Source organism: Paenibacillus lautus (genome assembly GCF_050482385.1).
GTDB lineage: Bacteria > Bacillota > Bacilli > Paenibacillales > Paenibacillaceae > Paenibacillus_AQ > Paenibacillus_AQ lautus_B.
Genome location: NZ_JBCNHV010000010.1, coordinates 338,370 through 362,016 on the forward strand (window position 1 = coordinate 338,370; position 23,647 = coordinate 362,016).

Annotated in this window: 21 protein-coding genes; 1 reads left to right on the plus strand and 20 read right to left on the minus strand. The window is 52.0% G+C overall.

Annotation, left to right across the window (positions count from 1 at the left end; all coding sequences use genetic code 11):
* Nucleotides 1–86: 86 nt before the first annotated feature.
* From recG to ABEW73_RS12625, 3 genes are read right to left on the minus strand one after another with little or no spacing between them, the layout of a single operon-like run.
* Entirely contained in the window at nucleotides 87–2,138 is a 2,052-nt protein-coding gene (gene recG, locus ABEW73_RS12615; protein WP_430170901.1) for an ATP-dependent DNA helicase RecG, read from the minus strand.
* 14 nt (nucleotides 2,139–2,152) lie between these two features.
* Nucleotides 2,153–3,010, minus strand: coding sequence for a DegV family protein (locus ABEW73_RS12620; RefSeq protein ID WP_430170903.1), 858 nt, complete (start codon nucleotides 3,008–3,010; stop codon nucleotides 2,153–2,155).
* 49 nt (nucleotides 3,011–3,059) lie between these two features.
* The gene (locus tag ABEW73_RS12625; protein ID WP_430170905.1) at nucleotides 3,060–4,838 is read right to left on the minus strand and encodes a DAK2 domain-containing protein; all 1,779 of its coding nucleotides are present in this window, start codon (nucleotides 4,836–4,838) and stop codon (nucleotides 3,060–3,062) included.
* A gap of 367 nt (nucleotides 4,839–5,205) precedes the next feature.
* On the opposite strand from ABEW73_RS12625, the gene rpmB reads away from it, so the two are divergent.
* A complete protein-coding gene (gene rpmB / locus ABEW73_RS12630) occupies nucleotides 5,206–5,394 on the plus strand; it encodes a 50S ribosomal protein L28 (RefSeq protein WP_006209230.1) in 189 nt (62 codons plus the stop codon).
* A gap of 444 nt (nucleotides 5,395–5,838) precedes the next feature.
* Here the strand turns inward: rpmB and spoVM are convergent, their stop codons facing one another.
* The 17 genes from spoVM to dapF all read right to left on the minus strand — a co-directional run bounded on the left by spoVM (nucleotide 5,839) and on the right by dapF (nucleotide 23,583).
* The gene (gene spoVM / locus ABEW73_RS12635; protein WP_034273235.1) at nucleotides 5,839–5,919 is read right to left on the minus strand and encodes a stage V sporulation protein SpoVM; all 81 of its coding nucleotides are present in this window, start codon (nucleotides 5,917–5,919) and stop codon (nucleotides 5,839–5,841) included.
* A 160-nt stretch (nucleotides 5,920–6,079) separates the two neighbouring features.
* Nucleotides 6,080–6,739: a ribulose-phosphate 3-epimerase gene (rpe, locus tag ABEW73_RS12640; protein WP_430171258.1), complete on the minus strand. Its 660-nt coding sequence runs from the start codon at nucleotides 6,737–6,739 to the stop codon at nucleotides 6,080–6,082.
* 3 nt (nucleotides 6,740–6,742) lie between these two features.
* Complete coding sequence (gene rsgA, locus ABEW73_RS12645; protein WP_430170907.1) at nucleotides 6,743–7,651, minus strand: ribosome small subunit-dependent GTPase A; 909 nt, start codon at nucleotides 7,649–7,651, stop codon at nucleotides 6,743–6,745.
* A gap of 51 nt (nucleotides 7,652–7,702) precedes the next feature.
* The gene (gene pknB / locus ABEW73_RS12650) at nucleotides 7,703–9,847 is read right to left on the minus strand and encodes a Stk1 family PASTA domain-containing Ser/Thr kinase (RefSeq protein WP_430170909.1); all 2,145 of its coding nucleotides are present in this window, start codon (nucleotides 9,845–9,847) and stop codon (nucleotides 7,703–7,705) included.
* Nucleotides 9,844–10,620 (minus strand): Stp1/IreP family PP2C-type Ser/Thr phosphatase, encoded by a 777-nt coding sequence (locus tag ABEW73_RS12655; protein WP_076320735.1) that lies wholly within the window; start codon nucleotides 10,618–10,620, stop codon nucleotides 9,844–9,846. The genes pknB and ABEW73_RS12655 overlap by 4 nt, the downstream gene beginning before the upstream one ends.
* Nucleotides 10,621–10,626: 6 nt before the next feature.
* Nucleotides 10,627–11,667, minus strand: coding sequence for a 23S rRNA (adenine(2503)-C(2))-methyltransferase RlmN (gene rlmN / locus ABEW73_RS12660; protein WP_076320734.1), 1,041 nt, complete (start codon nucleotides 11,665–11,667; stop codon nucleotides 10,627–10,629).
* A 180-nt stretch (nucleotides 11,668–11,847) separates the two neighbouring features.
* On the minus strand, nucleotides 11,848–13,230 hold the full coding sequence (gene rsmB, locus ABEW73_RS12665) for a 16S rRNA (cytosine(967)-C(5))-methyltransferase RsmB (protein WP_430170911.1): 1,383 nt from the start codon (nucleotides 13,228–13,230) through the stop codon (nucleotides 11,848–11,850).
* Entirely contained in the window at nucleotides 13,227–14,168 is a 942-nt protein-coding gene (fmt, locus tag ABEW73_RS12670) for a methionyl-tRNA formyltransferase (protein WP_430170913.1), read from the minus strand. The genes rsmB and fmt overlap by 4 nt, the downstream gene beginning before the upstream one ends.
* Complete coding sequence (def, locus tag ABEW73_RS12675; RefSeq protein WP_076320731.1) at nucleotides 14,165–14,659, minus strand: peptide deformylase; 495 nt, start codon at nucleotides 14,657–14,659, stop codon at nucleotides 14,165–14,167. The genes fmt and def overlap by 4 nt, the downstream gene beginning before the upstream one ends.
* A 43-nt stretch (nucleotides 14,660–14,702) precedes the next feature.
* Nucleotides 14,703–17,231: a primosomal protein N' gene (priA, locus tag ABEW73_RS12680; protein ID WP_430170915.1), complete on the minus strand. Its 2,529-nt coding sequence runs from the start codon at nucleotides 17,229–17,231 to the stop codon at nucleotides 14,703–14,705.
* Nucleotides 17,231–18,484 carry a bifunctional phosphopantothenoylcysteine decarboxylase/phosphopantothenate--cysteine ligase CoaBC gene (gene coaBC / locus ABEW73_RS12685; RefSeq protein ID WP_430170917.1) on the minus strand — a complete coding sequence of 418 codons (1,254 nt, stop codon included), beginning with the start codon at nucleotides 18,482–18,484 and terminating at the stop codon, nucleotides 17,231–17,233. Before coaBC ends, priA begins: the two co-directional genes overlap by 1 nt.
* 123 nt (nucleotides 18,485–18,607) lie before the next feature.
* Nucleotides 18,608–18,808 carry a DNA-directed RNA polymerase subunit omega gene (gene rpoZ / locus ABEW73_RS12690; protein WP_076320729.1) on the minus strand — a complete coding sequence of 67 codons (201 nt, stop codon included), beginning with the start codon at nucleotides 18,806–18,808 and terminating at the stop codon, nucleotides 18,608–18,610.
* 58 nt (nucleotides 18,809–18,866) lie between these two features.
* Nucleotides 18,867–19,439, minus strand: coding sequence for a guanylate kinase (gene gmk, locus ABEW73_RS12695; RefSeq protein ID WP_430170919.1), 573 nt, complete (start codon nucleotides 19,437–19,439; stop codon nucleotides 18,867–18,869).
* 13 nt (nucleotides 19,440–19,452) lie between these two features.
* Nucleotides 19,453–19,713 carry an extracellular matrix/biofilm regulator RemA gene (gene remA / locus ABEW73_RS12700; protein WP_006209218.1) on the minus strand — a complete coding sequence of 87 codons (261 nt, stop codon included), beginning with the start codon at nucleotides 19,711–19,713 and terminating at the stop codon, nucleotides 19,453–19,455.
* A 53-nt stretch (nucleotides 19,714–19,766) separates the two neighbouring features.
* Entirely contained in the window at nucleotides 19,767–20,654 is an 888-nt protein-coding gene (locus tag ABEW73_RS12705; RefSeq protein WP_430170921.1) for a YicC/YloC family endoribonuclease, read from the minus strand.
* Between the two features lie 38 nt (nucleotides 20,655–20,692).
* Nucleotides 20,693–22,564, minus strand: a complete 1,872-nt coding sequence (locus tag ABEW73_RS12710; protein WP_430170923.1) for a bifunctional homocysteine S-methyltransferase/methylenetetrahydrofolate reductase — start codon at nucleotides 22,562–22,564, stop codon at nucleotides 20,693–20,695.
* A gap of 182 nt (nucleotides 22,565–22,746) precedes the next feature.
* Nucleotides 22,747–23,583: a diaminopimelate epimerase gene (gene dapF, locus ABEW73_RS12715; protein ID WP_430171260.1), complete on the minus strand. Its 837-nt coding sequence runs from the start codon at nucleotides 23,581–23,583 to the stop codon at nucleotides 22,747–22,749.
* Nucleotides 23,584–23,647 lie beyond the last annotated feature (64 nt).

A 23,647-nucleotide genomic window follows, 5' to 3' on the forward strand; every position in this document is an offset into this window, starting at 1 on the left:
TGTTGAAGCACCTCCAGTCATAAATGCTGCTACCTTTTTTGAGTATATGACGAAGGTCTGTCCATTGTGCTAACAGATTCATGTTATTAGTCCATGATATCGCCCTGGAAGATCTTCTCCTGCTGCAGAAAGTTTCGCAATGGCTCATATTCAGGAGACGTCCAGAAGGAACTGTCGCTGACAAGGGCCGCTGCATCGCCCCTGGCCTCTTCCACTACTTTGAAGTCGGCGACCATGTCGGCCAGCCTGAACTCCGGCAGTCCGCTCTGCTTCGTACCGAAAAAGTCGCCAGGGCCCCGAAGCTCCAAATCCCTCCGGGATACCTCGAAGCCGTCCTCGGTTTCGGTCATCACCTGCATCCGTTCCTGGCCCACTTCCGATTTCGGATCGGCCACAAGAACACAGTAGGAGGCATGCTGCCCACGGCCTACGCGGCCCCGAAGCTGGTGCAGCTGGGACAGACCGAAGCGATCGGCGTCCATAATGATCATCAACGTGGCATTCGGCACATCAACGCCAACCTCAACAACCGTCGTAGAAATCAGCAGCTGGACCTCATTGCTGTAGAATTGGCGCATAACCTCATCCTTCTCGGCAGGCGTCATACGGCCGTGCAGCAGCCCCACAGCATACGTGGGAAAAGCCTGCTGCATCTGGACATGCAAATCAATCGCATTCTGTACGTCCAGCTTGTCCGATTCTTCAATCAAAGGAGCAATCAGATATGCCTGACGGCCTTGATTTACTTCCCGGGAAATAAATCCGAGCACACGGTCCATAAGTTCATGTTTGACCCAATAGGTCGTAATCGGAATACGACCTTTCGGTCGCTCCGACAGCGTGGATACATCCATATCCCCGAAGGCGGTAATTGCCAATGTCCGTGGAATCGGCGTCGCCGTCATCGTAAGCACATCCGGGTTATAGCCTTTACGGCGGAGTACGCTTCGCTGATTCACGCCAAAACGGTGCTGCTCGTCCGTCACGACGAGTCCCAGCTCCCGGAAATATACATCATCCTGAATGAGAGCATGGGTGCCCACGACAACGTCCGTCAACCCCATCTGTAAAGAAGCCAGCAGGTCTTTGCGCTTCTTCCCCGTGACACTGCCTGTCAACAGGCCAACGGTAATGCCGAAGGGCTCAAACAGCTTCTGCAGCGAACGCATATGCTGTTCGGCGAGAATCTCTGTCGGCACCATCAAGGCCCCTTGAAAGCCTGAGCGCACCGTTGTAAACAGAGCGATGGCGGCAACAATCGTTTTTCCCGAGCCGACATCCCCTTGAAGCAAACGGTTCATGCAGTAAGGGGAGCGCATATCATGCAAAATCTCCAGCTCCACCTTCTTCTGCGCATCCGTGAGCTCAAAAGGGAAGCTGCGCACGAACTCCCGGATCGTTGCATTGTCAGCCGTATGTACAACACCGTCCATCCGTCCCCGGTTCAGCGCTCGGAACGCCTGCATTTTCAACTGGAACAAGAAAAGCTCCTCATACACCATCCGGCGCCGTCCTTCCTGACCTTCCCGGGAGTCGACCGGCTGATGGATCGTCATGATTGCCGCTTTACGGGGCATCAGATCATATTTCCTAAGCAGGGATTGCGGCAAAATCTCGGGGATCATCTCCCCGTATTGCTCCAATGCCTGTCCCATCGTTTTTCGGATCCACGATTGCGTGATCTTACCGCCGATGGAATACACCGGCTGCAGCGTCCCGCTGCGGAAGGCTCCCTTATCCGGGAATTCGGATTCGGACACCGTAAGCTGCATTCTCCGCTGATCCCACTTGCCTGTCAGCACAATCTCCCGACCAGCCGTAAGCTGGTCCTTCAGAAAATGCCGGTTAAACCAGGTCGCGGTGAACATCCAGTTTTCGGCCAGCATTTTGCAGGTGAGACGGGATTTACGCCCGTAGCGCTGCAGTACCGGTACGCTGGCTATTTTGGCTTGAATGGTGATTTTGTCCCCGTCCTTGACTTCACTTAGGGAACGGAGCCGATAATCCTCATATCGGAAGGGGTAATACTCCAAAAGATCCTTGACCGTAGAGACGCCAAAGGCGTGAAGCTCCCCTTCTTTCAGGGCGCTCACGCCGTTGATCTGTCTGACGGATATTTGATCGAGTTTGAGACTCATATCATCTACCTCACTTAAGCAGGCCATATATATGCTGCAATGGTTCCCGGCCCAACGTGCGTACCGACAACCGGACCGATCTCGGAAAATACGGTTTCCTCAATCGTAAACACAGCGGACAGCTGCTGCAGAAAATCCTCAACCTGAGCAGGGTCAGCTGTATGACCCACAGCCACTTTAATATTTTTCACACCGGTTAGATCCTGTTGAAACAGTTCAATCATTTTCGCTGTCGCTTTCTTGCGACCGCGGACCTTGTCTACCGGAAAAATGATTCCTTCGCCATCAATGGACAAGATCGGCTTAATGTTAAGCAGCGTGCCCAGCACAGCCGAAGCCTTACCGATCCGTCCGCCCTTCTGCAAATATTCCAGCGTATCTACCAAGAAGTAGAGGCGGCGCTTGGAACGAAGGTCTTCGAGTGACGAAATAATATCAGAAACAGAGGCTCCTTCTTGTGCGAGCTTCGCTGCATGGACCACGAATAATCCGAAGCCGTAAGAGGCCGATTTGGAATCCCACACGGTGATATCCGTTTCTCCTTCGATGAGAGAGGTGGCAAGCAACGCGGACTGATACGTCCCGCTCATGCCGGATGAGATGTGAATCGACACAATGGAGCAGCCTGGGTGCTGTTCCAAGATGGACTCATACGCAGCCGCAAAATCTGCGGGTGAAGGCTGAGAGGTCGTCGGAAGCTGTGGCGACTCCACCAGCTTTTTGTAGAACTCTCCCGGCGTGATGTCGACTCCGTCCAAATACGAATCTTCCCCGAACATGAGTTTCAGCGGCACAATATGAATGTTGTGTTGCTTCGCCAGGTCTGCCGGAATATCCGCTGTGCTGTCTGTCACAATAACGGTCTTATTCACCGGAACCCCTCCTATAAATGTACCTTGCATAATGTCAAAGCGTTGTATATCAAGACTCCACGGAGAACAGATAAGAATAGATCGGCTGTCCGCCGTAGTGTACCTCAACCTCTGCGTTAGGGTACTGCTCACCAAGCCACTCCGTGAGTGCGTTGGTCGATTCCTCGGTTGCGTCCGCCCCGGTAAGCAGAGTCACGATTTCATCGCCGGACTCCAGCATTTTACCCAGCAAATCCTGAGAGGTCATAATCAGATCCGCGTTTGCTGCAACGATGTTCGAATTGCGAATACCGATGAACTGGCCAGCCTTGATCTCGAGATCATCGATCGTTGTGTCCCGAACAGCATAGGTTACCTGCCCCGATTGCACACGAGTGATCGCATCCAGCATATTGTCGGTGTTCATATCCGCGTTCTCGTCTTCCTGGAAAGCAAATGCTGCCGCGATCCCCTGTGGAATCGTCTTGCTCGGAATAACCGTTACGCTGCGCTCACCTTCGAGAAGCTCTCTCGCCTGTTGGGCAGCCAGCACGATGTTGGAGTTATTCGGCAGGATGTAAATCTGCTGCGCCGAAATCGAAGAAATCGCATTAACAAAATCCTCTGTGCTCGGGTTCATTGTCTGTCCTCCGGAGAGAACGACGTCAACGCCCAGGCTTTTGAATATGTCGGATATGCCTTCTCCTGACGATACCGCAATGAAACCGTACGGTGCGATCTCGTCTGCTGGAGGAACAGCAGGAGCTTCCGGTGTCACGGTCTCTGCCGGAATATCCGCAAATAACTCAGGCATCGGTGCGATATCCATTCCCGTTGTCAGCAAATCACGGTGCTGCTCACGCATATTCAAAATATGAATCTGAGTGATCTCTCCATACATTAGCGCCAAATTCAACACTTCGCCCGGAGCCTTGGAATGCACATGAACTTTGATGGTCTCGTCATCGGCAATGACAATGATGGAATCCCCATTCACTGCAAGCGCTTTCCGGAACTTATCTTCATCAAAGTCTGCGTTCGTTCCTTCTCCGAGCTGCCGATTAATAAAGAATTCCATGTCATATAAAAATTCAATATCCTCTGTGGACAGTCTGGACTGGGCAGAAGCCGGAGCTTGAACCGCCGAGAAGTCAGGGACTGCTTGAAAGGCCGGTGCCGTGCTGCTCTGTTCTGCTTGTCCTTCGGCAACAGCAAACGATCCGGACGGATAGTCTTTTCTTAGCGCCTGCAAGAAACCTTCATAAATGTAAACCAGGCCCTGGCCACCCGAGTCCACGACACCAACCTGCTTCAGTACAGGAAGCATATCCGGGGTCTGGGACAGTGTTTCTTTGGCTTTGGCCAACACCTGCTCCATCAATTCAACGATATCGTTGTTGCGGCGGGAGAAATAGACCGCATGTTTGGCCGCTTCTTTAGCTACGGTAAGGATGGTACCTTCAACAGGCTTTACGACAGCTTTATACGCAGCTTCTACGCCTGTCTGCAGCGCTGCGGCGAATTGATGAGAATTTAGTTCTGTAAAAGGTGCAGCATATCGGCTGAAACCACGGAACAGCTGGGACAGAATAACCCCCGAGTTCCCTCTGGCTCCCATCAGAAGCCCCTTGGACAGCACACCGGCACTATGCCCGACGGACTCCGAGTACTTACTCTTCAGTTCTGCCACACCTGCAGTCATCGTCAAATTCATGTTGGTCCCCGTGTCGCCGTCCGGCACCGGGAATACATTCAGGGAATTGACGTGTTCTGCATGCTGCTGCAGCTGCTCCGCTCCGGCTAGGACCATCGCGGTAAATTCTGTTCCATTCAAAGAACGCTTACTCAATGAGAATTCCCCTTCCTGGCTTGATACCCATAACACTTCTTGTTGTAAATTTCATATCTATTTCATAGCTTATAGCTGACGAAATGCCCAAGCAGTAAATAAAAAGACTTACCATGATTAATGGATCATAAATCTATGATGGGCTATCCTCTCGTCCTCTACACTTTCCGGCGGTTCCCAAGCCTTTTGAGAGCCATTCCGATAAGCCCACGAACTATTTCTTCGGAAATATTATGGACTAATCAACATTGTACTATAATGGCAAAGAGAAATAAATGTTTTTAAGACAGTTGACGGAGCAATTTTTACTGTGATATTATATTTAAGTATTGTTTCATGCAGGGTTAGGAACAAGGAGGTGTAATAAATGGCTCGCAAATGTTATGTAACTGGCAAGAAACCAAGCAGTGGTAACCATGTTTCTCACGCTAACAATCACAACAAGCGTTCTTGGGGTGTCAACGTTCAAAAGGTTCGCATTTTGGTGGATGGCAAGCCAAAACGTGTATACGTCAGCACTCGCGCTTTGAAATCCGGTAAAGTGACTCGCGTATAATCATCTTGTGTTATATGAAGAAAAACTTCTTAATCTCCAGGCACCATTTGTGGGCGATCCGGGACAAGGAAGTTTTTCTTGCGTTTAGATACATATTCTCCTTCTAAACAAAAAGCACCCTGAGCAGTTAGCAGGTGCTTTTTTTATTTAGATATAAGAAAAATGAAAGAGCAAAACTTCCGCTTTCTTATATCGCAAGAAAAACTTCCGGTCGAACGCAGTCTGTCCTCGATAAGTACGTCGCTAGACACTCTTCTTTTGATATAAGAAAGCGAAGGAGAACTCTCGCGCATTATGGCTTTCTTATACCGCAAGAAAAACCTCCGCACACAGATGCGGTATGCCCTCCACGCGCGCTCTATCGGAGTGTTCTTGCCTCTTTCCCCAGAACCGGCTAGGCGGCGTCAGTCCCAGGCGGAGGTTTTGTTACGCCGGGACAAGCTGTCAGCTCTTGTGAAACGTATTTAAGATGGCCTTCACAAAACCTCCCAAAAACTTCGGCAGCTTGAACGTATAGAATTTCATGTCTCACCCTCCCCATCATTCTCATGCCTTCCTAGATTATGTTATGCACCAAGCCCATAGATGTGAACACAGACAAAAAAGGCTACATGAGAACCCAGCTCATGTAACCATATTTATGCGGGAACCCCGCACCCTATGCATCCCGTTGCTCACGTTCAAGTCAAGATGTTACGCTGTCACGGATTTTTGCAATGGCTGCCGCACGATCCGGCTTGCCGAATACGGCGCTGCCCGCAACCAGGACATCCGCTCCCGCTTCCACCACAAGCGGCGCTGTCTCCGCTGTAATGCCGCCATCCACTTCAATATGGATATTCGGGTAGTCGGAGTTTGAAATCCATTCACGCAGCTGTGAGATCTTGTTTACAGTCCGCTCGATAAATGCCTGTCCGCCAAACCCCGGGTTCACGGTCATTACCAGCACCAAATCCAAGTCAGGCAGCACTTCCTGAAGGACATGGGCTGGCGTAGCCGGATTGATCGCGACGCCTGCCTTCACGCCAAACTCTTTGATCAGATGGATGACTCGATGAAGATGCGGGCAGGTCTCGGCATGAACCGTAATCAGGTCTGCTCCTGCCTTTACGAAATCCGCTATATAAAGCTCCGGCTGCTCGATCATCAGATGCACGTCAAGCGTCAGGGTCGTATGCGGTCTGATGGCTTGGACGATCGGCGGTCCCAGCGTAATATTAGGTACAAAGTGTCCGTCCATGACGTCCACATGAATCCAGTCGGCTCCGCCAGCCTCGGCTTCCTTAATTTCTTGTCCCAGCTTCGCAAAATCCGCTGACAATATGGATGGCGCAATTTTAATCATCATTCAGTACCTCCGCTTCTTGTCTTTCATCTCTGTATAAAACTCCACATAATGCTCGTATCGGCTAGCCAGGATGATTCCATCCTCTTTGGCTTGGATCACCCGGCAGCCCGGCTCCTGCAGATGACTGCAGCCTCTGAATTTACATTCCGCGGCATAAGGAGCAAATTCTCTGAAACAGGTCGATAACTCCTCGACACCCAGCTCCAGAAAATCCAGCTGGCTAAAGCCGGGTGTATCGGCTACATACCCTCCGTTATCAAGCTCAATCAGCTCCACATGCCGTGTCGTATGTCGACCGCGGCCAAGACGCAGGCTGATTTCACTCGTCTCCAGCGAGAGGCCTGGCATCAACGCATTCAGCAGGGACGATTTCCCGACACCGGATTGACCGGAGAAGACACTGATTCGACCGGCCAGGCGTTTCTTCACCTCTTCGGTCCCGATCCCTTGCAGAGAGCTGGTAATCAGCACTTCATAACCAATCTCTTCATACTCGCGCTTCACCTGCTCCAGTACACCGTCGGAGGCGTCCACAAGATCCTGCTTCGTCAGACAGATCAATGCCTCAAGGCTCTCATGCTCAATATGTACCAGAAACTTGTCCAGCAGATGCAGGCTCAGATTCGGTTCTTTGACCGAAAACAACAGCACCGCCAGGTCGACGTTCGCGACAGGCGGGCGAATTAATTGGGAAGACCGTGGAAGAATTTCGTCCACGGTCCCTTCCCCATTTTCAGTCAATGAGTACATCACGTGATCTCCAACGAGCGGAGAGATACCTTTCTTTTTGAAAATGCCGCGGGCTCTGCATTGAACCGCTGGGTCCTCCCCGGATATAATGTTGCCATCCTGCATTGGTTTGACATAATAATATCCGCTTAGTGCCTTCACGATCAGTCCCTCTAGCATATAATAGGCCTCACCTTTCTTGTTGAAATTTAGTGTGCTCACAACTTGTTTCTAATCGTTATCTTTATCTTTATCTTTACCTTTGCCCTTGCCGTTTCCATTGTTCCCGTTATCCCAATGGTAAGCAGAATCATCTTCCTCACTCGATCCGTCCCCGGCATTCCCTTCATCCGGATTGGTGTCCACCGGCACATCAGGCTCGACAGGCGGTTGTTCAAAGGTCGGCTGCGGCACGGTGCCATTCTTGACATCGCTGTAACTTACGCTGTACGTATCCACTTGGCGACCGTCACGGAAGATCATGACCGTTGCATGCTTGTCAGGAGCCAGCAGCAGCTTAACAGGTACCATTTCCGAGGTTGTAATAACCTTGTTCACAGCTTCCTGGTTTTCTCCCAGCGCATCGGTGAAAACGACCCGAATTTTGCTTTCTTGTCCCTCCATGCTTGGTGAGACCGGTACACTGTAATTGTATTCCAGTGCATCCGCAGGATAGCCTGAGCTGACGAACAGCGTGATTACGGAGTTAGGCGGTACCGGCACATTAGGCTCATAAGGCCATTGCTCCATTACTTCGCCCTTCTTCACTTCAAAGCTGGATTTCTCCTTTATCGCTCCAACCTTAAGGCCGAAGGATTCGATGGTAGCGACCGCTTTGTCTTTATCCATTCCAATCACGCTCGGCATATTGACCGTTAACTTACCTTTACTGATCGTGACCCGGACCTCCACCTGTTCAGGATCAATTTCGGTGGTCGCGGAAGGACTCTGATCATAGATCTGACCGACAGGTACATTATCATTGTTCTCAGAGGACTGCTTAATAGCGGTTTTCTTAATGCCCATATTGTTCAGGATCTCAACTGCCTCATCAAACGTCTTACCCGAGAGATCCGGCATTTGTTTAAGCGGCTTCGCATCTCCTACCGACAATTGAACCGGTGAACCCTTCTTTAGCATGGTTTCTGGTTCCTTGTCCTGGGCAAACACAATGCCTGCATCGACATCCGGTTTATATTTCCGGATCACTTCCTCATCCACCGTCAAACCTTGGGCCTCAAGCTCGCGGATCGCTTCCTCTTCCGTCATGCCTACAACTGGGGGCACCTTAACCTCAGGTACCTCCAGCATGTTGTTCACATACATGACGACACCTACCATGATGCCGAGGAACAGGAGCACCGAACCAATGATGATGGTCGGCTTGACCCATTTTTTCTTCGGTTTGCCGGTCGGCTTTTCCGCAAACTCCTCGTCATCCGAGTCGTCGTCTTGGTCATGATGATGCTGACTGCTGCGCTGCATCGTTTTGAGCGCCGGCATGACCAGGGTAGAATCGGCATCGTCCTCGAACTCCATCTTCGGTTCGTTAAGTCGCATCGGCATCAAGCACGTCTCGAGATCGTCCATCATCTCTTCCGCAGACTGGTAACGCTCCTCCGGGTTTTTGCGCATGGACTTCAGGATGATGTTCTCCACGCTTTGAGGAATGAGCGGATTCACTTCTCTAGGCTCATCAAATTCCTCCTGGAGATGCTTCAGCGCAACGCTAATCGGGCTCTCGCCCAGAAATGGAAGACGGGCCGTGAGCATTTGATATAACACAATACCAAGCGAGTATAAATCCGATTTCTCGCCAGTAACGACGCCCTTGGCGTGCTCCGGCGAAAAATAATGCACAGAGCCCACAACAGAGCCTGTCTGCGTAATGGTTGTCGACGTGACCGCCCTGGCAATGCCAAAGTCGGTTACTTTGACCCTCCCATTCCGGCCAATCAGAATGTTATGCGGTTTAATATCCCGGTGAATGATCTGGTTATGATGAGCGTGCCCCAGTGCATCGCAGATCTGGGTAGCAATCCGCACAGCTTCTTCCACCTGCAGCGGTGCCCGTTCTTTTATAATTTCATTCAAATTCTGACCTTCGATATATTCCATGACGATGTAATGCACTTCTTCCTCTTGACCCACATCATAGATGCTGACCACGTTGGAATGCGACAACGAAGCCGCTGATTGTGCCTCACGCCGGAAACGGCGAATAAATTCCTCGTCGTGCACAAACTGCTGGCGCAGCACTTTGATCGCTACATTCCGGTTCAGCAAAATATCCTGAGCCTTGTAGACCAGCGCCATGCCACCGCCACCGATGCGTTCTATAATTTTATAACGACCAGCCAATTCATGTCCGATCATGAATCCCACCCCTTTATACGTTGCCCGACAACTTCTTCTTGATGTTCAAACATTGCGACCGTGATGTTGTCCTCACCGCCAGCAAGAAGTGCCAGTTGAAGCAGGCGATCCGCTCTTTCTTCCAGAGGAAGGTCAAGTGAACCGGAAATCTGTCCGATCAGCTCGCGGCTGACCCGGTTGCTGAGCCCGTCGCTGCAGAGCAGCAGCACTTCGCCTTCTCCGATCGTAACCGGTGTTAGCTCAACCGTCACATCCACATCCGTTCCAAGTGCCCGGCTTAGTACATTTTTCCGGGGATGGGTTTCCAGTTGATCTTCCGTAATCTGACCACTCTTAAAAAGCTCATTGACCAATGTGTGATCATCTGTGAGTCGAATCACTTGTCCGGGAACGACTTTGTAAGCCCTGCTATCCCCGATATGTCCGATATAACCTTCGGAACCTCGCAGCAGCACCGCTACAATCGTCGTGCCCATATTGTGAAGCCGCTCATCAGCCGAGGCTTCACGATAGATAACGGCATTGGCATGCAATATGGCATCACCAAGCGCAGCCCGAATACTTTCCATGGACATGTCCTGCTCCAAAGAGGACAAATCCTCGGCTACGGTATCTACCGCAAGCCTGCTGGCGGTGTCACCCGCAAGGTGACCTCCCATACCGTCAGCAACCACACCCAAGGTATAGCCATGCTCCAGTGTGCTAACAAATACCGAATCTTCATTAACAGGACGAACGCGTCCCACATGGCTTACATGAACCGTCTTGATCAAATCTTCTCACCCCAACTCCATATGCTTGGCCCGCAGCTGACCGCAAGCGGCAGCGATATCATGGCCTTGTTCACGACGGATGGTCACATTGACCCCCTTGTCTGCTAGCGCACGTTGAAATTTGAAAATATCGTTACGCGATGTGCGAACATATTTCCGTTCCGGCACATGGTTAACCGGAATCAGATTGACGAAGCAGTTCATATCCTTAATGACGTCCGCAAGCTCTTCGGCATGCTCAACCTGATCATTTACGCCGCCGATCAAGGCGTATTCAAACGTAATGCGCCGTCCGGTTTTGGCTTGGTAATAACGAAGCGACTCAATCACGTCATCAAACGGGAACCGGCGGTTAACAGGCATTAGCTTGGAGCGCAGCTTATCGTTCGGTGCATGGATGGAGATGGCCAGATTAATCTGGGTATCCTCTTCCGTGAATTTATAGATGTTAGGCACAATGCCACTCGTCGAAACGGTAATGTGGCGCTGGCCGATATTCAATCCTTTTTCATGGATCATCGTGCGCAGAAACTTCATGGTTGCTTCATAGTTCTCAAACGGTTCGCCTGAGCCCATGATTACAATGCTGCCGACACGTTCTCCCGTTTTATCGAGAATCTTCTGCGCCTGAACCACCTGGGCAACAATCTCGCCGGAGGTCAGATTCCGCTTCAAGCCACCCAGTGTGGATGCACAGAACGTACATCCGATACGGCAGCCTACCTGGGTTGTAACGCAGATGCTGTTGCCGTAATTGTGCCGCATGATGACGGTCTCGATCGCATGGTCATCATGCAGACCGAACAGAAACTTGACCGTTCCGTCCTTTGACTCCAGCTTGGTGATTTCCGTCAGGGTAACAAAACTGAACTCCTGCTCCAGCTTCGTCCGAAGCTCCTTGGACAGATTCGTCATTTCTGCAAAATCGTTCACTCGCTTTACGTACAGCCAGTCATAAATCTGGGTTCCGCGAAACGCCGGCTCCCCATTCTCTTGAGCCCATGCTTGAAGCTCTTCCAGTGAATAATCATATATAAAAGGTTTCATTCTCACCACACCTGTCTAATTTAGAGGAAGTCCAGTCAACATTCTTCCGAACTCTCCCTATTACATTCATATGCATCTCTTTTTTCATTCTTCCTATTCTAACATAAATAAAAGAGACGGTAAAAGAGGAAAACCCGCCGGCATTGGCGGGATACGACTATAGTCATGGCGGCGGACACCCTAAGAGGGGCGTCTGCCGAGTCTTGCAATGTAAAAGCCGTCACTATGATAATGCTGGGGCAGAATTTGAATCCCGCCTCCACGCTGAAGCGATTTCTCTTCCAGCCGGCTTAAGGCTCCAAGACCATCTTCCGCGATGTCAAACTCGGAATGGCCTTCCAGAAAAGCAGATACAACGCCTTCATTCTCCAGCGGCTCAATCGTACACGTGCTGTACACCAAGAGTCCTCCGGGACGAAGCAAGGTGGAGACCGACTCCAGCAGCCTTAGCTGCAGCGCCGCAATTTCATCGATGTCCTCCTGTGACTTGCCCCACTTCAGATCAGGCTTGCGACGGATTACGCCAAGGCCCGAGCACGGAGCATCCAGCAAAATTCGGTCAAAAGACGCAGGCTCGAAGCGGTCAACCAAATCCAGCGCGTCCCCAGTCACGATCGAAATGCTGTCCAGTCCCAAACGGCTGGCCTGATCCGATATCAACTTGCCTTTATGGGCATGGATGTCGTTGGCAACAATGCTGCCTTCATCCTTCATCAGCTCGCCCATGTGGGCACTTTTCCCGCCCGGGGCTGCGCAGCAATCCAGCACCCGCATTCCCGCCTCTGGCTTGACAGCCTCGGCGACCAGCATGGAGCTTTCATCCTGGATCGAGATCATCCCGTCCCGATACCAATCGGTCAAGGCCATGTTGCCAGCTCCTTTTACGACAATCCCATAGGGGCTAAGCGACGACGGGGTGGCATCAAGGCCGTGGCTGCTCATTAATGCCAGCATGTCCTCCCGGCTGACCATCGTGGTGTTCACCCTGACGCTGACAGCCGGCGGTTCATTGTTCGCGGCACAGATTGCCTCTGCCGTCTCGATCCCGTACTGGGATATCCAGCGCTCCACCAGCCACTGCGGATGGGAATGCAGCAGAGAAATGCGCTGGGCCGCCGGCATATTCTCAGGAATCGCCAAGCTTTCCTTCTGACGCAAAATATTCCGAAGCACCCCGTTCACCATACCAGAAATCCCTTGATGCCCGCGGCGCTTCGCCAGATTAACGGCCTCGCTGACAACCGCGTGATCCGGAATCCGATCCAGATATACGACCTGATACAGACTGATGCGAAGCAGTGCCCTAACCCACGGCTGAAGCTTCCGTACCCCTTTATTGACAAACTTGTCCAAAAAATAATCGAGCGTGTTCAGCCGCGAGATCGTGCCATAGATCAGCTCTGTGGCCAGTCCCGCGTCGCTCTTCGCAAGCGAGGACTTCTGCAGGGCGGTGTTGAGCAGAAGATTGCTGTACGCCCCCTCCTGCTCAACCTGTGTTAATACATTCATCGCCAGCTCTCTCGGGGAGTCCTGGCGCCCCTTCGGGCTGCGGTTCCCGCTCACGTCAACACCGTCCCGACTGTCAAGCTCGTCCCGCGCACGAATTGCGCTGCATCCATCGCCTTCTTGCCGCTGGGTTGAACTGTTAACAGTGTCAGCGTGCCGTCGCCAGTTTTCACGACAATCCCCTTCTCATGAAGCTCAAGCACGGTTCCGGGCTGTACATCGCTAGATGGGGTCTGAGCGCTGTCCGGCTTAGCCGCTGTCCATACTTTAAATACATCCCCGTTCCACAGCGTAAATCCACCGGAGTAAGGAACCAGACCGCGAATTTGATTGTAAATTTCGCGGGAAGTGCGGCTCCAGTCGATTTTTTCATCATCCCGGGTCAGATTCGGAGCATACGTTGCCTTCGTCTCATCCTGGGACTCCGCATCCACCTTGCCCTTTACGAGCCGCGGCAGCTCCCGCAGCAGCAGTTCCGCACCGGCTTGGCTCAATTTTTCGAACATGGTTCCGGCCGTATCGTCATCTTCAATGGGAACTTCGGCCTTGGCAATCATGTCACCCGTGTCGAGCCCCTCCGCCATATACATCAGGGTGATGCCAGTTACGGATTCTCCGTTGATGATGCTGCGCTGAATCGGTGCTCCTCCCCGATAAGCGGGGAGCAGCGAGCCGTGAACATTAAGACAGCCCAGTGACGGCATATCCAGCACCGATCTTGGCAGGATTTGACCATAGGCGGCCGTGACGATCAAATCAGGCTTATATTGCGCCAGCTCAGCCACGGCTTCCGGATTCCGCAGGCGCTGAGGCTGCAGAACCGGGATGCCGTGACGAAGAGCGGCTTCCTTAACTGGCGTTGGGGTCAGCACTTTTTTACGCCCTTGCGGACGGTCAGGCTGCGTAACGACGGCAGCTATGGAATAACCTTCGGCAATCAACATTTCCAGGCTGGGTACTGCAAAGGCCGGGGTGCCCATAAATACGATATTCATCGATTCTCCAGCTCTTTTCTCGGCTGTTCAGGAACATACTCATACACCCGATCAGCGATTTCCGTAAACAGCACCCCGTTCAGATGATCGATTTCATGTTGAAACGCTCTTGCAAGCAGCCCGGTACCCGTAATGATAAGCTCTTTGCCTTCACGATCAAGCCCCTTAACCGTCACTTTCTCCGCACGGCGCACATCCCCGTTCCATCCGGGAATGCTCAAGCAGCCCTCCGGTCCGAATTGCTCGCCTTCACTCTCCACGATCTCCGGATTGATCATCTTGATCAATCCGTGCTCGTCACCGGCATCGATCACGATCAGACGCTTCAGAATTCCGACCTGCGGCGCAGCCAATCCAACGCCTTCCGCATCGTACATGGTATCGGCCATATCGTCCAGGAGCTTTTGAACGTTCGGCGTAATTTTGGTAACTTCCTTTGCCTTTTTATGAAGAACCTCATCCGGTTCTTTAACGATAATACGAATCGCCATGTCTATGACACCATCCTTGTGCTTTTCATCATTATATGCTGTATTACATTAACATTTGCGGATCTACGTCAATACTGATCTGGAGCTTGTTGTCCCGCGCCGAATCTTGAAGCTTCTCGGCAACCGAACGCACCAGCGAGACAGCATCCATCGTTCCCCGCCATTTTATCATACATTGAAATCTGTATCTATTTTTCAACCGCGGAATGGGAGAGGCTACCGGACCCAATATATCGAGCGCGCTCGCATCGAATCGGTCCAGGCTTCCAAACCATCCCCGGCGGTCGGATTCGCTTTTGATCGTCGCGGCAAAATTCTCCGCCATTCTTACCAGCAGCGGCAGCTGTTCATGCGACAGCGTCACCAGGATCAGCCTGCAATACGGCGGGTAATGGAGCGCTTTGCGGTGCTTCAGCTCGTCCTTGACAAAGGATAAATAATCATGGCTGCTTGCATGGATAATCGAATAATGCTCGGGCGTATAGGATTGGATAACCACTTCACCCGGCAGATGATGGCGCCCTGCTCTTCCGGCAACCTGTGTGAGCAGTTGAAACGTCTTCTCAGCCGCCCGGAAATCGGGCAGGTTCAGCGCCGAATCGGCTGTAATGACACCGACCAAGGTGACATCGGGGAAATCCAGGCCTTTGGCAACCATCTGGGTGCCTAGCAGCACGTCCCCTTTTTTATCCCGAAACTGCTTCAGCAACTTCTCATGGGAGCCCTTCTCGGTCGTGGTATCAACATCCATCCGAATGACGCGAATGCCGGGAAACAGCTTGGCCAATTCTTCCTCGACACGTTGCGTTCCCGTACCGAAATAGCGGATATGTTCACTTCCGCAATCCGGGCAAACCTCCGGCGCCTGTGCGGCATAACCGCAATAGTGACAGCGCAAATTATTCGATTTCTGATGGTATGTCAGCGAAATATCGCATTCGGGACAGCCTGCCACATATCCGCAGCTCCGGCACATGACAAACGTGGAGTAGCCCCGCCGATTCAGCAGCAGCACCGTCTGTTCCCTGCGTTCCAGCCTGGCCGAAATCGCGGCATGCAGGGAGCGGCTAAACATCGAGCGATTTCCTTCTCGCAGCTCCTCTCGCATATCCACAACCTGGACCTCAGGCAGCTTGTTGCCCAGCGCACGGCTCGGCATCTCCAGCAGATGGGGCGCAAAATCATCTTGAGCTTGCGATCTCGCCGCATGGTAACTCTCCAGCGAAGGCGTTGCCGAACCCAGAATGACGGCTGCACCGGTCAGCTGGGCACGGTGAATCGCAACATCCCTGGCATGGTACTTCGGCGTCTCTTCCTGCTTATATGAACCTTCATGTTCTTCATCCATAATGATCAAGCCCAGACGGTCAAACGGCGCAAATACTGCCGATCGTGCGCCCACGACAACGGACGCCCGACCTTCCCTTATTTTCCGCCATTCATCATAGCGCTCCCCATCTGAAAGCCGGCTGTGCATGACAGCCACGCGGTCGCCAAAACGGGCTTTGAACCGTTCCACCATTTGGGGTGTCAGCGATATCTCAGGCACCAGCACAATCGCCTGACGCTCCTGTTCGAGGCATCGCTGAATCGTCTGCAGGTAGATTTCGGTCTTGCCGCTGCCTGTTACCCCGTGGAGAAGAAACACGCCATGTTTGCGTTCATCCAGCTTGTGCACGATGCTGCGGTACACTGCTTGCTGCTCGTGTGTGAGCGCCAAGGGGGTGCTAGGCGTAAAATGCCGCCCCCGATAGGGGTCGCGGAACACTTCGATATCCTCAAGGGTAATCAGCCCTTTGTCCGCCAGCGCCTTCACGGTGCCTGCGGTGACGCCCAGCGTCTGCAGCAGATCCTTCTGCGATATCGGCAGAAATGCTTCCATTTCCAATATATACTGGAGCACTTCCTTCTGGCGCTGGGCCTTGGCCGGAAATGAAGCAAGCGCTAGATGCGCTTCCTCGCTCGCTACGGCAAGCTCTACCGCCTTCACCGTCTTTTTCTGCAGTTTGTCCTTGATTTGCTGATATTCACTCAGCCGTCCTCGGCCGATCAATGCTTTGATGGTAGCAGCCCCATCCGGAAATGCCCGCGTTAACTGCTGGAGCGAAACCTCGCCTCTTTGACTGACAAAGCGGATGATCTCCTGCTCCGACTCACTTTCGGGCAGGAGCGCAAATAATCCGTCGGTTTCATCCGTCAGGGACGTGTCTGAATCGCCAATGGAAATGTACCGCTCAGCCTTCCCTTTCAGCGCCGTTGGCAGCATCGACTGCAGAACCGATATATAGCGGCATGCATAACGCTCCTTCATCCATTCTCCAAGCTCAATCAGTTCGGGCGAAAGCGGCGGCATCACATCGAGCACTTCCTGAATCGGCTTCATTTTGGCCGTATCCATCTCGGGCCGGGGATGCAGAGAGACCACGAACCCCTGAAGCGTACGGTGCCCGAACGGCACGCCGACCCGGCTGCCTACCTCGACCCAGGGCCGAAGTTCCTCAGGAATCAAATAATCAAAAGGCCGGTCCGTATCCTTGGACGGCACGTCCACAATCACGCGTGCCATTTCCATCAGGATGACCTCCCGGACAACCGATCAGCCGCCAGCGTTAGCAGCCTCTGGGCCACTTCCTCCTTGGACATCACGGGAAGCTGCAGGACCAGCCCTTCTGCATCAAAGATATGGACGCTGTTCGTATCCGTGCGGAAGCCTGCTCCTTCCTGTGTAACATCGTTAGCAACGATCAGATCGCAATTTTTGCGTTTCAGCTTTTCTCTGGCAAACTGCTCCACCGTATCGGTCTCAGCGGCAAATCCGATTAAGAACTGGGTGGTTTTTTGGCGTCCCAGGCTCTCCAGAATGTCGGTTGTCTTGACAAGATCCAGCGTCATTGTCTCCCCGCGCTTTTTGATCTTTGATGTCGCTACCTCAGCAGGGCGATAATCGGCAACCGCTGCTGCCTTGACCACGATGTCGCTATGATCGAACACGCGTTGCACCGCTTCGTACATATCTTGAGCCGATTCCACCTTTTCCGTCTTGATTCCCTCTGGCGGAGCTTCATCGGTATGAGCGGCAATGAGGTGAACATCCGCCCCCAGCTGCTTGGCCGCTTTTGCGATCGCAAACCCCATTTTCCCGGAAGAATCATTCGTTATATACCGGACCGGATCAATGCGTTCGATCGTGCCGCCGGCCGTGACAACTACCTTTTTACCATGCAATATGCCTGTGGAGCTGCTCGCCATTTCCTCATTCAACGCCACAGGTTGTGCGGCACGACCTCGGAAAAACCGTTCAACCACGTCAACAATCGTATCGGGCTCTTCCATCCGTCCCTTTCCGACATATCCGCAAGCCAGAAGCCCTTCTCCGGGTTCGATCATGGATACCCCGCGGGAGACCAGCGTCTCCATATTCGCCATGACGGCCGGGTGTGTGTACATATGCACATTCATTGCCGGCGAGATCATGACAGGAGCCGTGGTCGCGAGCAGCGTTGTGGTCAGCATGTCATCCGCCAGGCCATGGGCCATCTTGCCGATGACATTGGCTGTGGCCGGAGCGATCAATACCAGATCAGCCAGATCAGCCAAATGGATATGCGAGACGACCGATGGGTCCCGTTCATCAAAGGTATCGCTATAAACCGGGTTTTTAGTCAGCGTTTGAAGCGTCAATTCCGGAATGAACTGCTTTGCGGATTCCGTCATAATGACATGCACATCCGCTCCCCTCTGGACAAGCCTGCTGCATAAAGTCGCTGCTTTATACGCGGCAATGCCACCTGTAACGCCAAGCACAATGACTTTTCCGTTCAACATGACAATCCCCCGCTTTCCATAGTGTAAAGGCTACATTCTCATATCTTCTCAAAAAAATAACAACCTTTCGGTTGTCACATTTTCGCGCGCTAACGCATGATATTCAAATATTGAAAAAAGGTCTTAGTCCTGTCCCCGCTCGATTTTCACGTAATCGCCATAGATTTCTTCCAGAGCGACACCGACAAACTTATGGGATTTCGGATTCTTCAACTCGCTGACTCCGCCTTCACGCAATTGGCGTGCACGGCGGGAAGCCGCAACCACAAGAGAATATTTACTGTCTACTTTATTCATCATTTCATCAATGGATGGATATAACACGGTCGAAGCACCTCTTCTTCTTTTACTTGAAAGTTAACGCCGTCTATGAAAAGACAGGTTACTTTCTCACCTTACAATGTTCGGCAATAATGATAGATTGTATTCTCTCACAAGCGAGATCAATTTCATCGTTCACTACCGCATAATCATAATGCTGCAGTAAATTGATTTCGTCAACCGCTACGGACATACGGTGGTCGATGGTAGCTTGACTCTCTGTTCCCCGGCCCTGGATCCGATCTTTCAGTTCATCCAGCGACGGCGGCATCAGAAACACAAAGATACCTTCCTGAAACTTCTCCTTGACCTTCAGTGCACCTTGCACTTCGATCTCCAGTATAATATCCTTGCCGGAGGCTAAAGTTTCTTCCACAAAATCACGCGGGGTTCCATAATAGTTCCCGACGTATTCCGCATATTCGAGAAGCTGGTCGTTCTCAATCATATCCATGAATTGTTCCCGACTATTGAAAAAATAGTTCACACCATGTACCTCACCGAGCCGCGGCGAACGTGTCGTAGCCGACACCGAATACACCAGCTCCGGAACCCGGCTGCGAAGTGCCGTACAGACGGTTCCCTTTCCCACCCCGGAAGGACCGGACAATACAATCAATAATCCTCTAGACATAGTACTCCTCATCTTATTCGTCGTTGTCGTCATCTTTGCTGGACAGACGGTGAGCCACCGTTTCTGGCTGCACAGCCGATAAAATCACGTGGTCACTATCCGTAATGATAACAGCCCGTGTCCTTCGGCCATATGTAGCATCAATCAGCATATGACGGTCCCGTGCTTCTTGAATGATCCTCTTGATCGGAGCCGATTCAGGACTCACGATTGAGATGATCCGATTGGCCGATACGATGTTTCCGAAGCCAATATTAATAAGTTTGATTGCCATAGTGCGGTTGCTCCCCCTATACATTTGACTCTTACTTGCCGATGAAGCTGCGGTCATTCCACATTAGCGGCTTGTTCACGAATCTTCTCCAGTTCCGCTTTCATTTCGACAACACGGTTTACCAGAGTCAGATGATTGGCTTTCGATCCAATCGTATTGACTTCTCTGTTCATTTCTTGAATCAGAAAATCCAGTTTACGGCCTACAGGGCTTTTCTGATGAAGCAGCTCTCTGCATTGTTCCAAATGACTGTGAAGTCGAATCAACTCCTCGTCCACATTGGAACGTTCAGCAAACAGGGCAACTTCCATTCCGAATATATGTTCATCAACAGCAAGCGACCCGTCATCAAGAGATTCTATGCGCTGCCGCAGACGCTTCCGGTACTCTTCCGGAACTTCAGGAGCAAGCTCGGTCATCTCTCGGTGAAGCAGCTGCAATCGGTCAAGCCTCTGCCCGATATCCTTCACGAGAAAAGAACCTTCCCTGCTGCGCATCTGAATCAGACCCTCCAGCGCTTGTTCAAGACCTTGAAGAAGCGCATCATTCCATAACTTCTGCTGCGCTTCATCCAGGGGAAGTCCGCTCGGACTAACAAGAACATCTGGCAGCGACAAAATATCCCGCACCGCCAGATCTCCCTTGATTCCATATGACTTCAAATCCTCGGCTGCCTGTAAATACGCCTGAACCATGGCGTGGTTCAGCACGGCACCCTGGGACTCGCCGTTGTTTTCCTTGTTAATATAAACATCAATCCGCCCGCGTCCAATTCGGCTCTGTACCGCCCGTCGAAGTGAATCCTCGAAGCACGCCCACTCACGGGGCATACGAAAGACGATTTCACAATATCGATGATTGACTGACTTCACTTCGAAAGAGATACTGTAACCTTGAAAATCGACAACGGATTGCCCATATCCGGTCATGCTCAATGACATCGGAATCACATCCATTACACTATTGTAATTGATAATTATTAATGAAACAAGGGGGTCAATCGGCGGCCCGATTTCTCCCAGACATACTCCATTAATTGTACGCTCATTTCATAGAACATAAACGGCGTCATCAAGTATATGCCGTTAAAATGCTCTGTTGCAACATCCAGCAGCTCCTTGCCGATCTTGACACCCATCGCCCGGCCCGCTTCGCCTTCAAGCCCGGCCATGCGGCTGCGGACTTCGTCCGACAGTTGAATGCCTGGCACCTCATTATGCAGGTATTCCGCGTTCCGTCCGCTTGCCAGCGGCATAATGCCGATAAAGATCGGAATATCCAGATGTGCCGTAGCTTCCCTCAGCCTAACCATTAACTCGGGATCGTACACAGGCTGTGTCATCACATAATCCGCACCCGACGCAATCTTCTTCTCCAAGCGGGCAACCGCTTTGTCCAGATGCCTTACATTGGGATTGAACGCTGCGCCGACAACGAATTTGGCCTTCTGCTTGAGCGGCTTTCCGGAAAAAGCAATGCCGTCGTTCAGCTGTTTGATCATGCGGATGATTTCAAATGAGGTCATGTCGTACACCGAGCTGGAATCCGGCAAATCCCCGAAGCGTGCCGGATCACCCGTCACCGCAAGTACATGGTCGATGCCAAGCGCATCAAAACCCATCATGTGCGACTGCGTGCCGATCAGGTTTCGGTCACGGCAAGCGATGTGGATCAACGGCCGCAGTCCCGTGCGTGCTTGTACTAGATGGCCCAGCGCCATGTTGCTCATACGGGTTACGGCCAGCGAGTTATCTGCAAGGGTCAGCGCATCGGCTCCCGCTTTTTTCAAAGCTTCCGCACCCTTCATGAACTTGGTGATATCCAGATCCCTTGGAGGGTCCAGCTCGACGATAACGGTATGACGTTCCTTCACGATATCGACAATCGTCGGCTCCCCGATGCGCTCGTAAAATTGCTCTTGGGCTGTCTCGTGAATCACGATCCGGTTGACTTCAGCCTCATCGACGGCAGGAAGCGGCGAAGGTACGTAATCGGACAACGCCGATGATATTTCCGCGATATGCTCCGGTGTCGTTCCGCAGCAGCCGCCGACAATCCGGGCACCGCGTTTCGCAAACTCCAAGGCCGTCTTGCCGAAATACTCGGGACTCGCACCATACCGGTATTCCCCATCCACATAATCGGCGATCCCCGCATTAGGATAGACCGAAGCCGGAAGATTCATGATGCCATTCAGGGTTTCCAGCGCGCGCATGATGCCGTTTGGACCCGTCCGGCAGTTAAAGCCGATCACGTCCGCGCCTTCTTGACTCAGGATGCGGTAAGCATCCGGCATCGTGAAGCCGTCCAGCGTGCGGGCAATATCCTCTACCGCAAACTGGCAGATTACCGGCAGGTCGCTTAGCATCCGAGCCTGCGCCAAAGCCAATTGCATTTCGTCCACGTCATAAAACGTTTCGAGCAGAATGCCGTCTACGCCTTCCGATATAAGTACCGACAGCTGCTCTTCGAAGTAACGCTTGAGCTCGCTCGTGGAAATGTTGCTTCTTTTGCCTGCACGAATAGAGCCTACCGCACCCACTACATATCCGTGATCGCCGGCAGCTTCACGCGCAATTCTCACGCCTGCGCGGTTAATCTCTCCTACCTTCGCCTCCAAACCGTATTTGGACAGTTTGTCGTAATTGGCAGAGAACGTGTTCGTCTCAATGACTTGGGCACCAGCCTCAACATACTGGCGATGAACGTTCCCGATGACCTCCGGGGAGGTTAAATTCAGTTCTTCATATGATATGCCTACAGGAAATCCTTTTTGATATAAATAAGTACCCATCGCGCCGTCACCGACCAGTACCTGATTCTCCCATGCCTGCCGAAGATTCGGTTTCATCGCGTTTCTCCTCCACCCGACGTTTATTTTCAACTAATGTATCATAAAACCTCTCAAAAGATAAAGAGACAAAAGGGAGGCCTTCAGAAGGCCTCCCTAACGTGTCCACCCCTAATGGACAAACTTTAGATCATACTGTTTTTTCACTTTTGCGGGCAGGTTTGTAACGGCTGGCGAATGCTTTACAAGGCAAGCGTGCCTACGTACACGACCTCGGCCGGACCTGTCATGTACACATGATTGTCGGACTCATCCCACTCGATAAACAAGTCCCCGCCTTTAAGAGAGATCGTCGCGCTGCGGTCTGTCAAACTGTTCAACACCGAGGATACCAATGTTGCGCAGGCGCCGGTGCCGCAGGCCAAGGTCGGTCCTGCACCACGCTCCCATACCCGCATGTCCACTTGGCCCCGTGAATTCACCGTCGCAAACTCCACGTTAATCTTTCTTGGAAACAGCGGATGCACCTCAAGCTTCGGTCCCCATACACCGAGATCGAAGTTAGCGGCATCGTCCACATAAATGACGCAGTGCGGATTGCCCATGGACACCGCGGTGAAGCGGAACTCCTGGCCGTCCACTTCAATGGGATGATTCACCACCGGATGGAGATCGATCGTCGTGGGCACGCTCAGTCCATTCAGGACCGGTTCACCCATATCTACCCGAACGCTGCTCACTTGACCATCCTGCACCGTTAGGCGTACTTGCTGTACCCCGGCACCGATGGTTTCAATGGTAATCTCCTTTCGGTCAATATGGCCGTGATCATATACATACTTCGCGACACAACGGATGGCATTACCGCACTGTTCCGCTTCGGAACCGTCTGAGTTCATGATCCGCATCATAAAGTCTGCCTTCGTGGAAGGCAAAATATATACAAGTCCGTCTGCACCGATGCCGAAAAAGCGATGGCACAGCTTCACAGCCCGTTCGGAAGCATCGGAAGGAAGTTCCTGTTCACCGTATACGACAACGAAGTCGTTGCCAAGCCCGTGCATTTTCGTAAATTCCATCATAAAACCCATCTCCTCTGCAATTGCTACGATTGTGCATAGCTTATCGCAGAAGGGATGGGCT

Coding starts and splice junctions, on each gene's coding strand:
- rsgA (WP_430170907.1), bottom strand. CDS start 7,651: ATGCTAGAGGGACTGATCGTGAAGGCACTAAGCGGATATTATTATGTC.
- spoVM (WP_034273235.1), bottom strand. CDS start 5,919: ATGAAATTCTATACGTTCAAGCTGCCGAAGTTTTTGGGAGGTTTTGTG.
- recG (WP_430170901.1), bottom strand. CDS start 2,138: ATGAGTCTCAAACTCGATCAAATATCCGTCAGACAGATCAACGGCGTG.
- ABEW73_RS12710 (WP_430170923.1), bottom strand. CDS start 22,564: ATGAAACCGAATCTTCGGCAGGCATGGGAGAATCAGGTACTGGTCGGT.
- rlmN (WP_076320734.1), bottom strand. CDS start 11,667: ATGAAACCTTTTATATATGATTATTCACTGGAAGAGCTTCAAGCATGG.
- remA (WP_006209218.1), bottom strand. CDS start 19,713: ATGGCAATCAAACTTATTAATATTGGCTTCGGAAACATCGTATCGGCC.
- ABEW73_RS12705 (WP_430170921.1), bottom strand. CDS start 20,654: ATGTCATTGAGCATGACCGGATATGGGCAATCCGTTGTCGATTTTCAA.
- def (WP_076320731.1), bottom strand. CDS start 14,659: ATGGCGATTCGTATTATCGTTAAAGAACCGGATGAGGTTCTTCATAAA.
- rpmB (WP_006209230.1), top strand. CDS start 5,206: ATGGCTCGCAAATGTTATGTAACTGGCAAGAAACCAAGCAGTGGTAAC.
- priA (WP_430170915.1), bottom strand. CDS start 17,231: ATGGAAATGGCACGCGTGATTGTGGACGTGCCGTCCAAGGATACGGAC.
- gmk (WP_430170919.1), bottom strand. CDS start 19,439: ATGTCTAGAGGATTATTGATTGTATTGTCCGGTCCTTCCGGGGTGGGA.
- pknB (WP_430170909.1), bottom strand. CDS start 9,847: ATGATCGGACATGAATTGGCTGGTCGTTATAAAATTATAGAACGCATC.
- coaBC (WP_430170917.1), bottom strand. CDS start 18,484: ATGTTGAACGGAAAAGTCATTGTGCTTGGCGTTACAGGTGGCATTGCC.
- fmt (WP_430170913.1), bottom strand. CDS start 14,168: ATGAATATCGTATTTATGGGCACCCCGGCCTTTGCAGTACCCAGCCTG.
- dapF (WP_430171260.1), bottom strand. CDS start 23,583: ATGGAATTTACGAAAATGCACGGGCTTGGCAACGACTTCGTTGTCGTA.
- rpe (WP_430171258.1), bottom strand. CDS start 6,739: ATGATTAAAATTGCGCCATCCATATTGTCAGCGGATTTTGCGAAGCTG.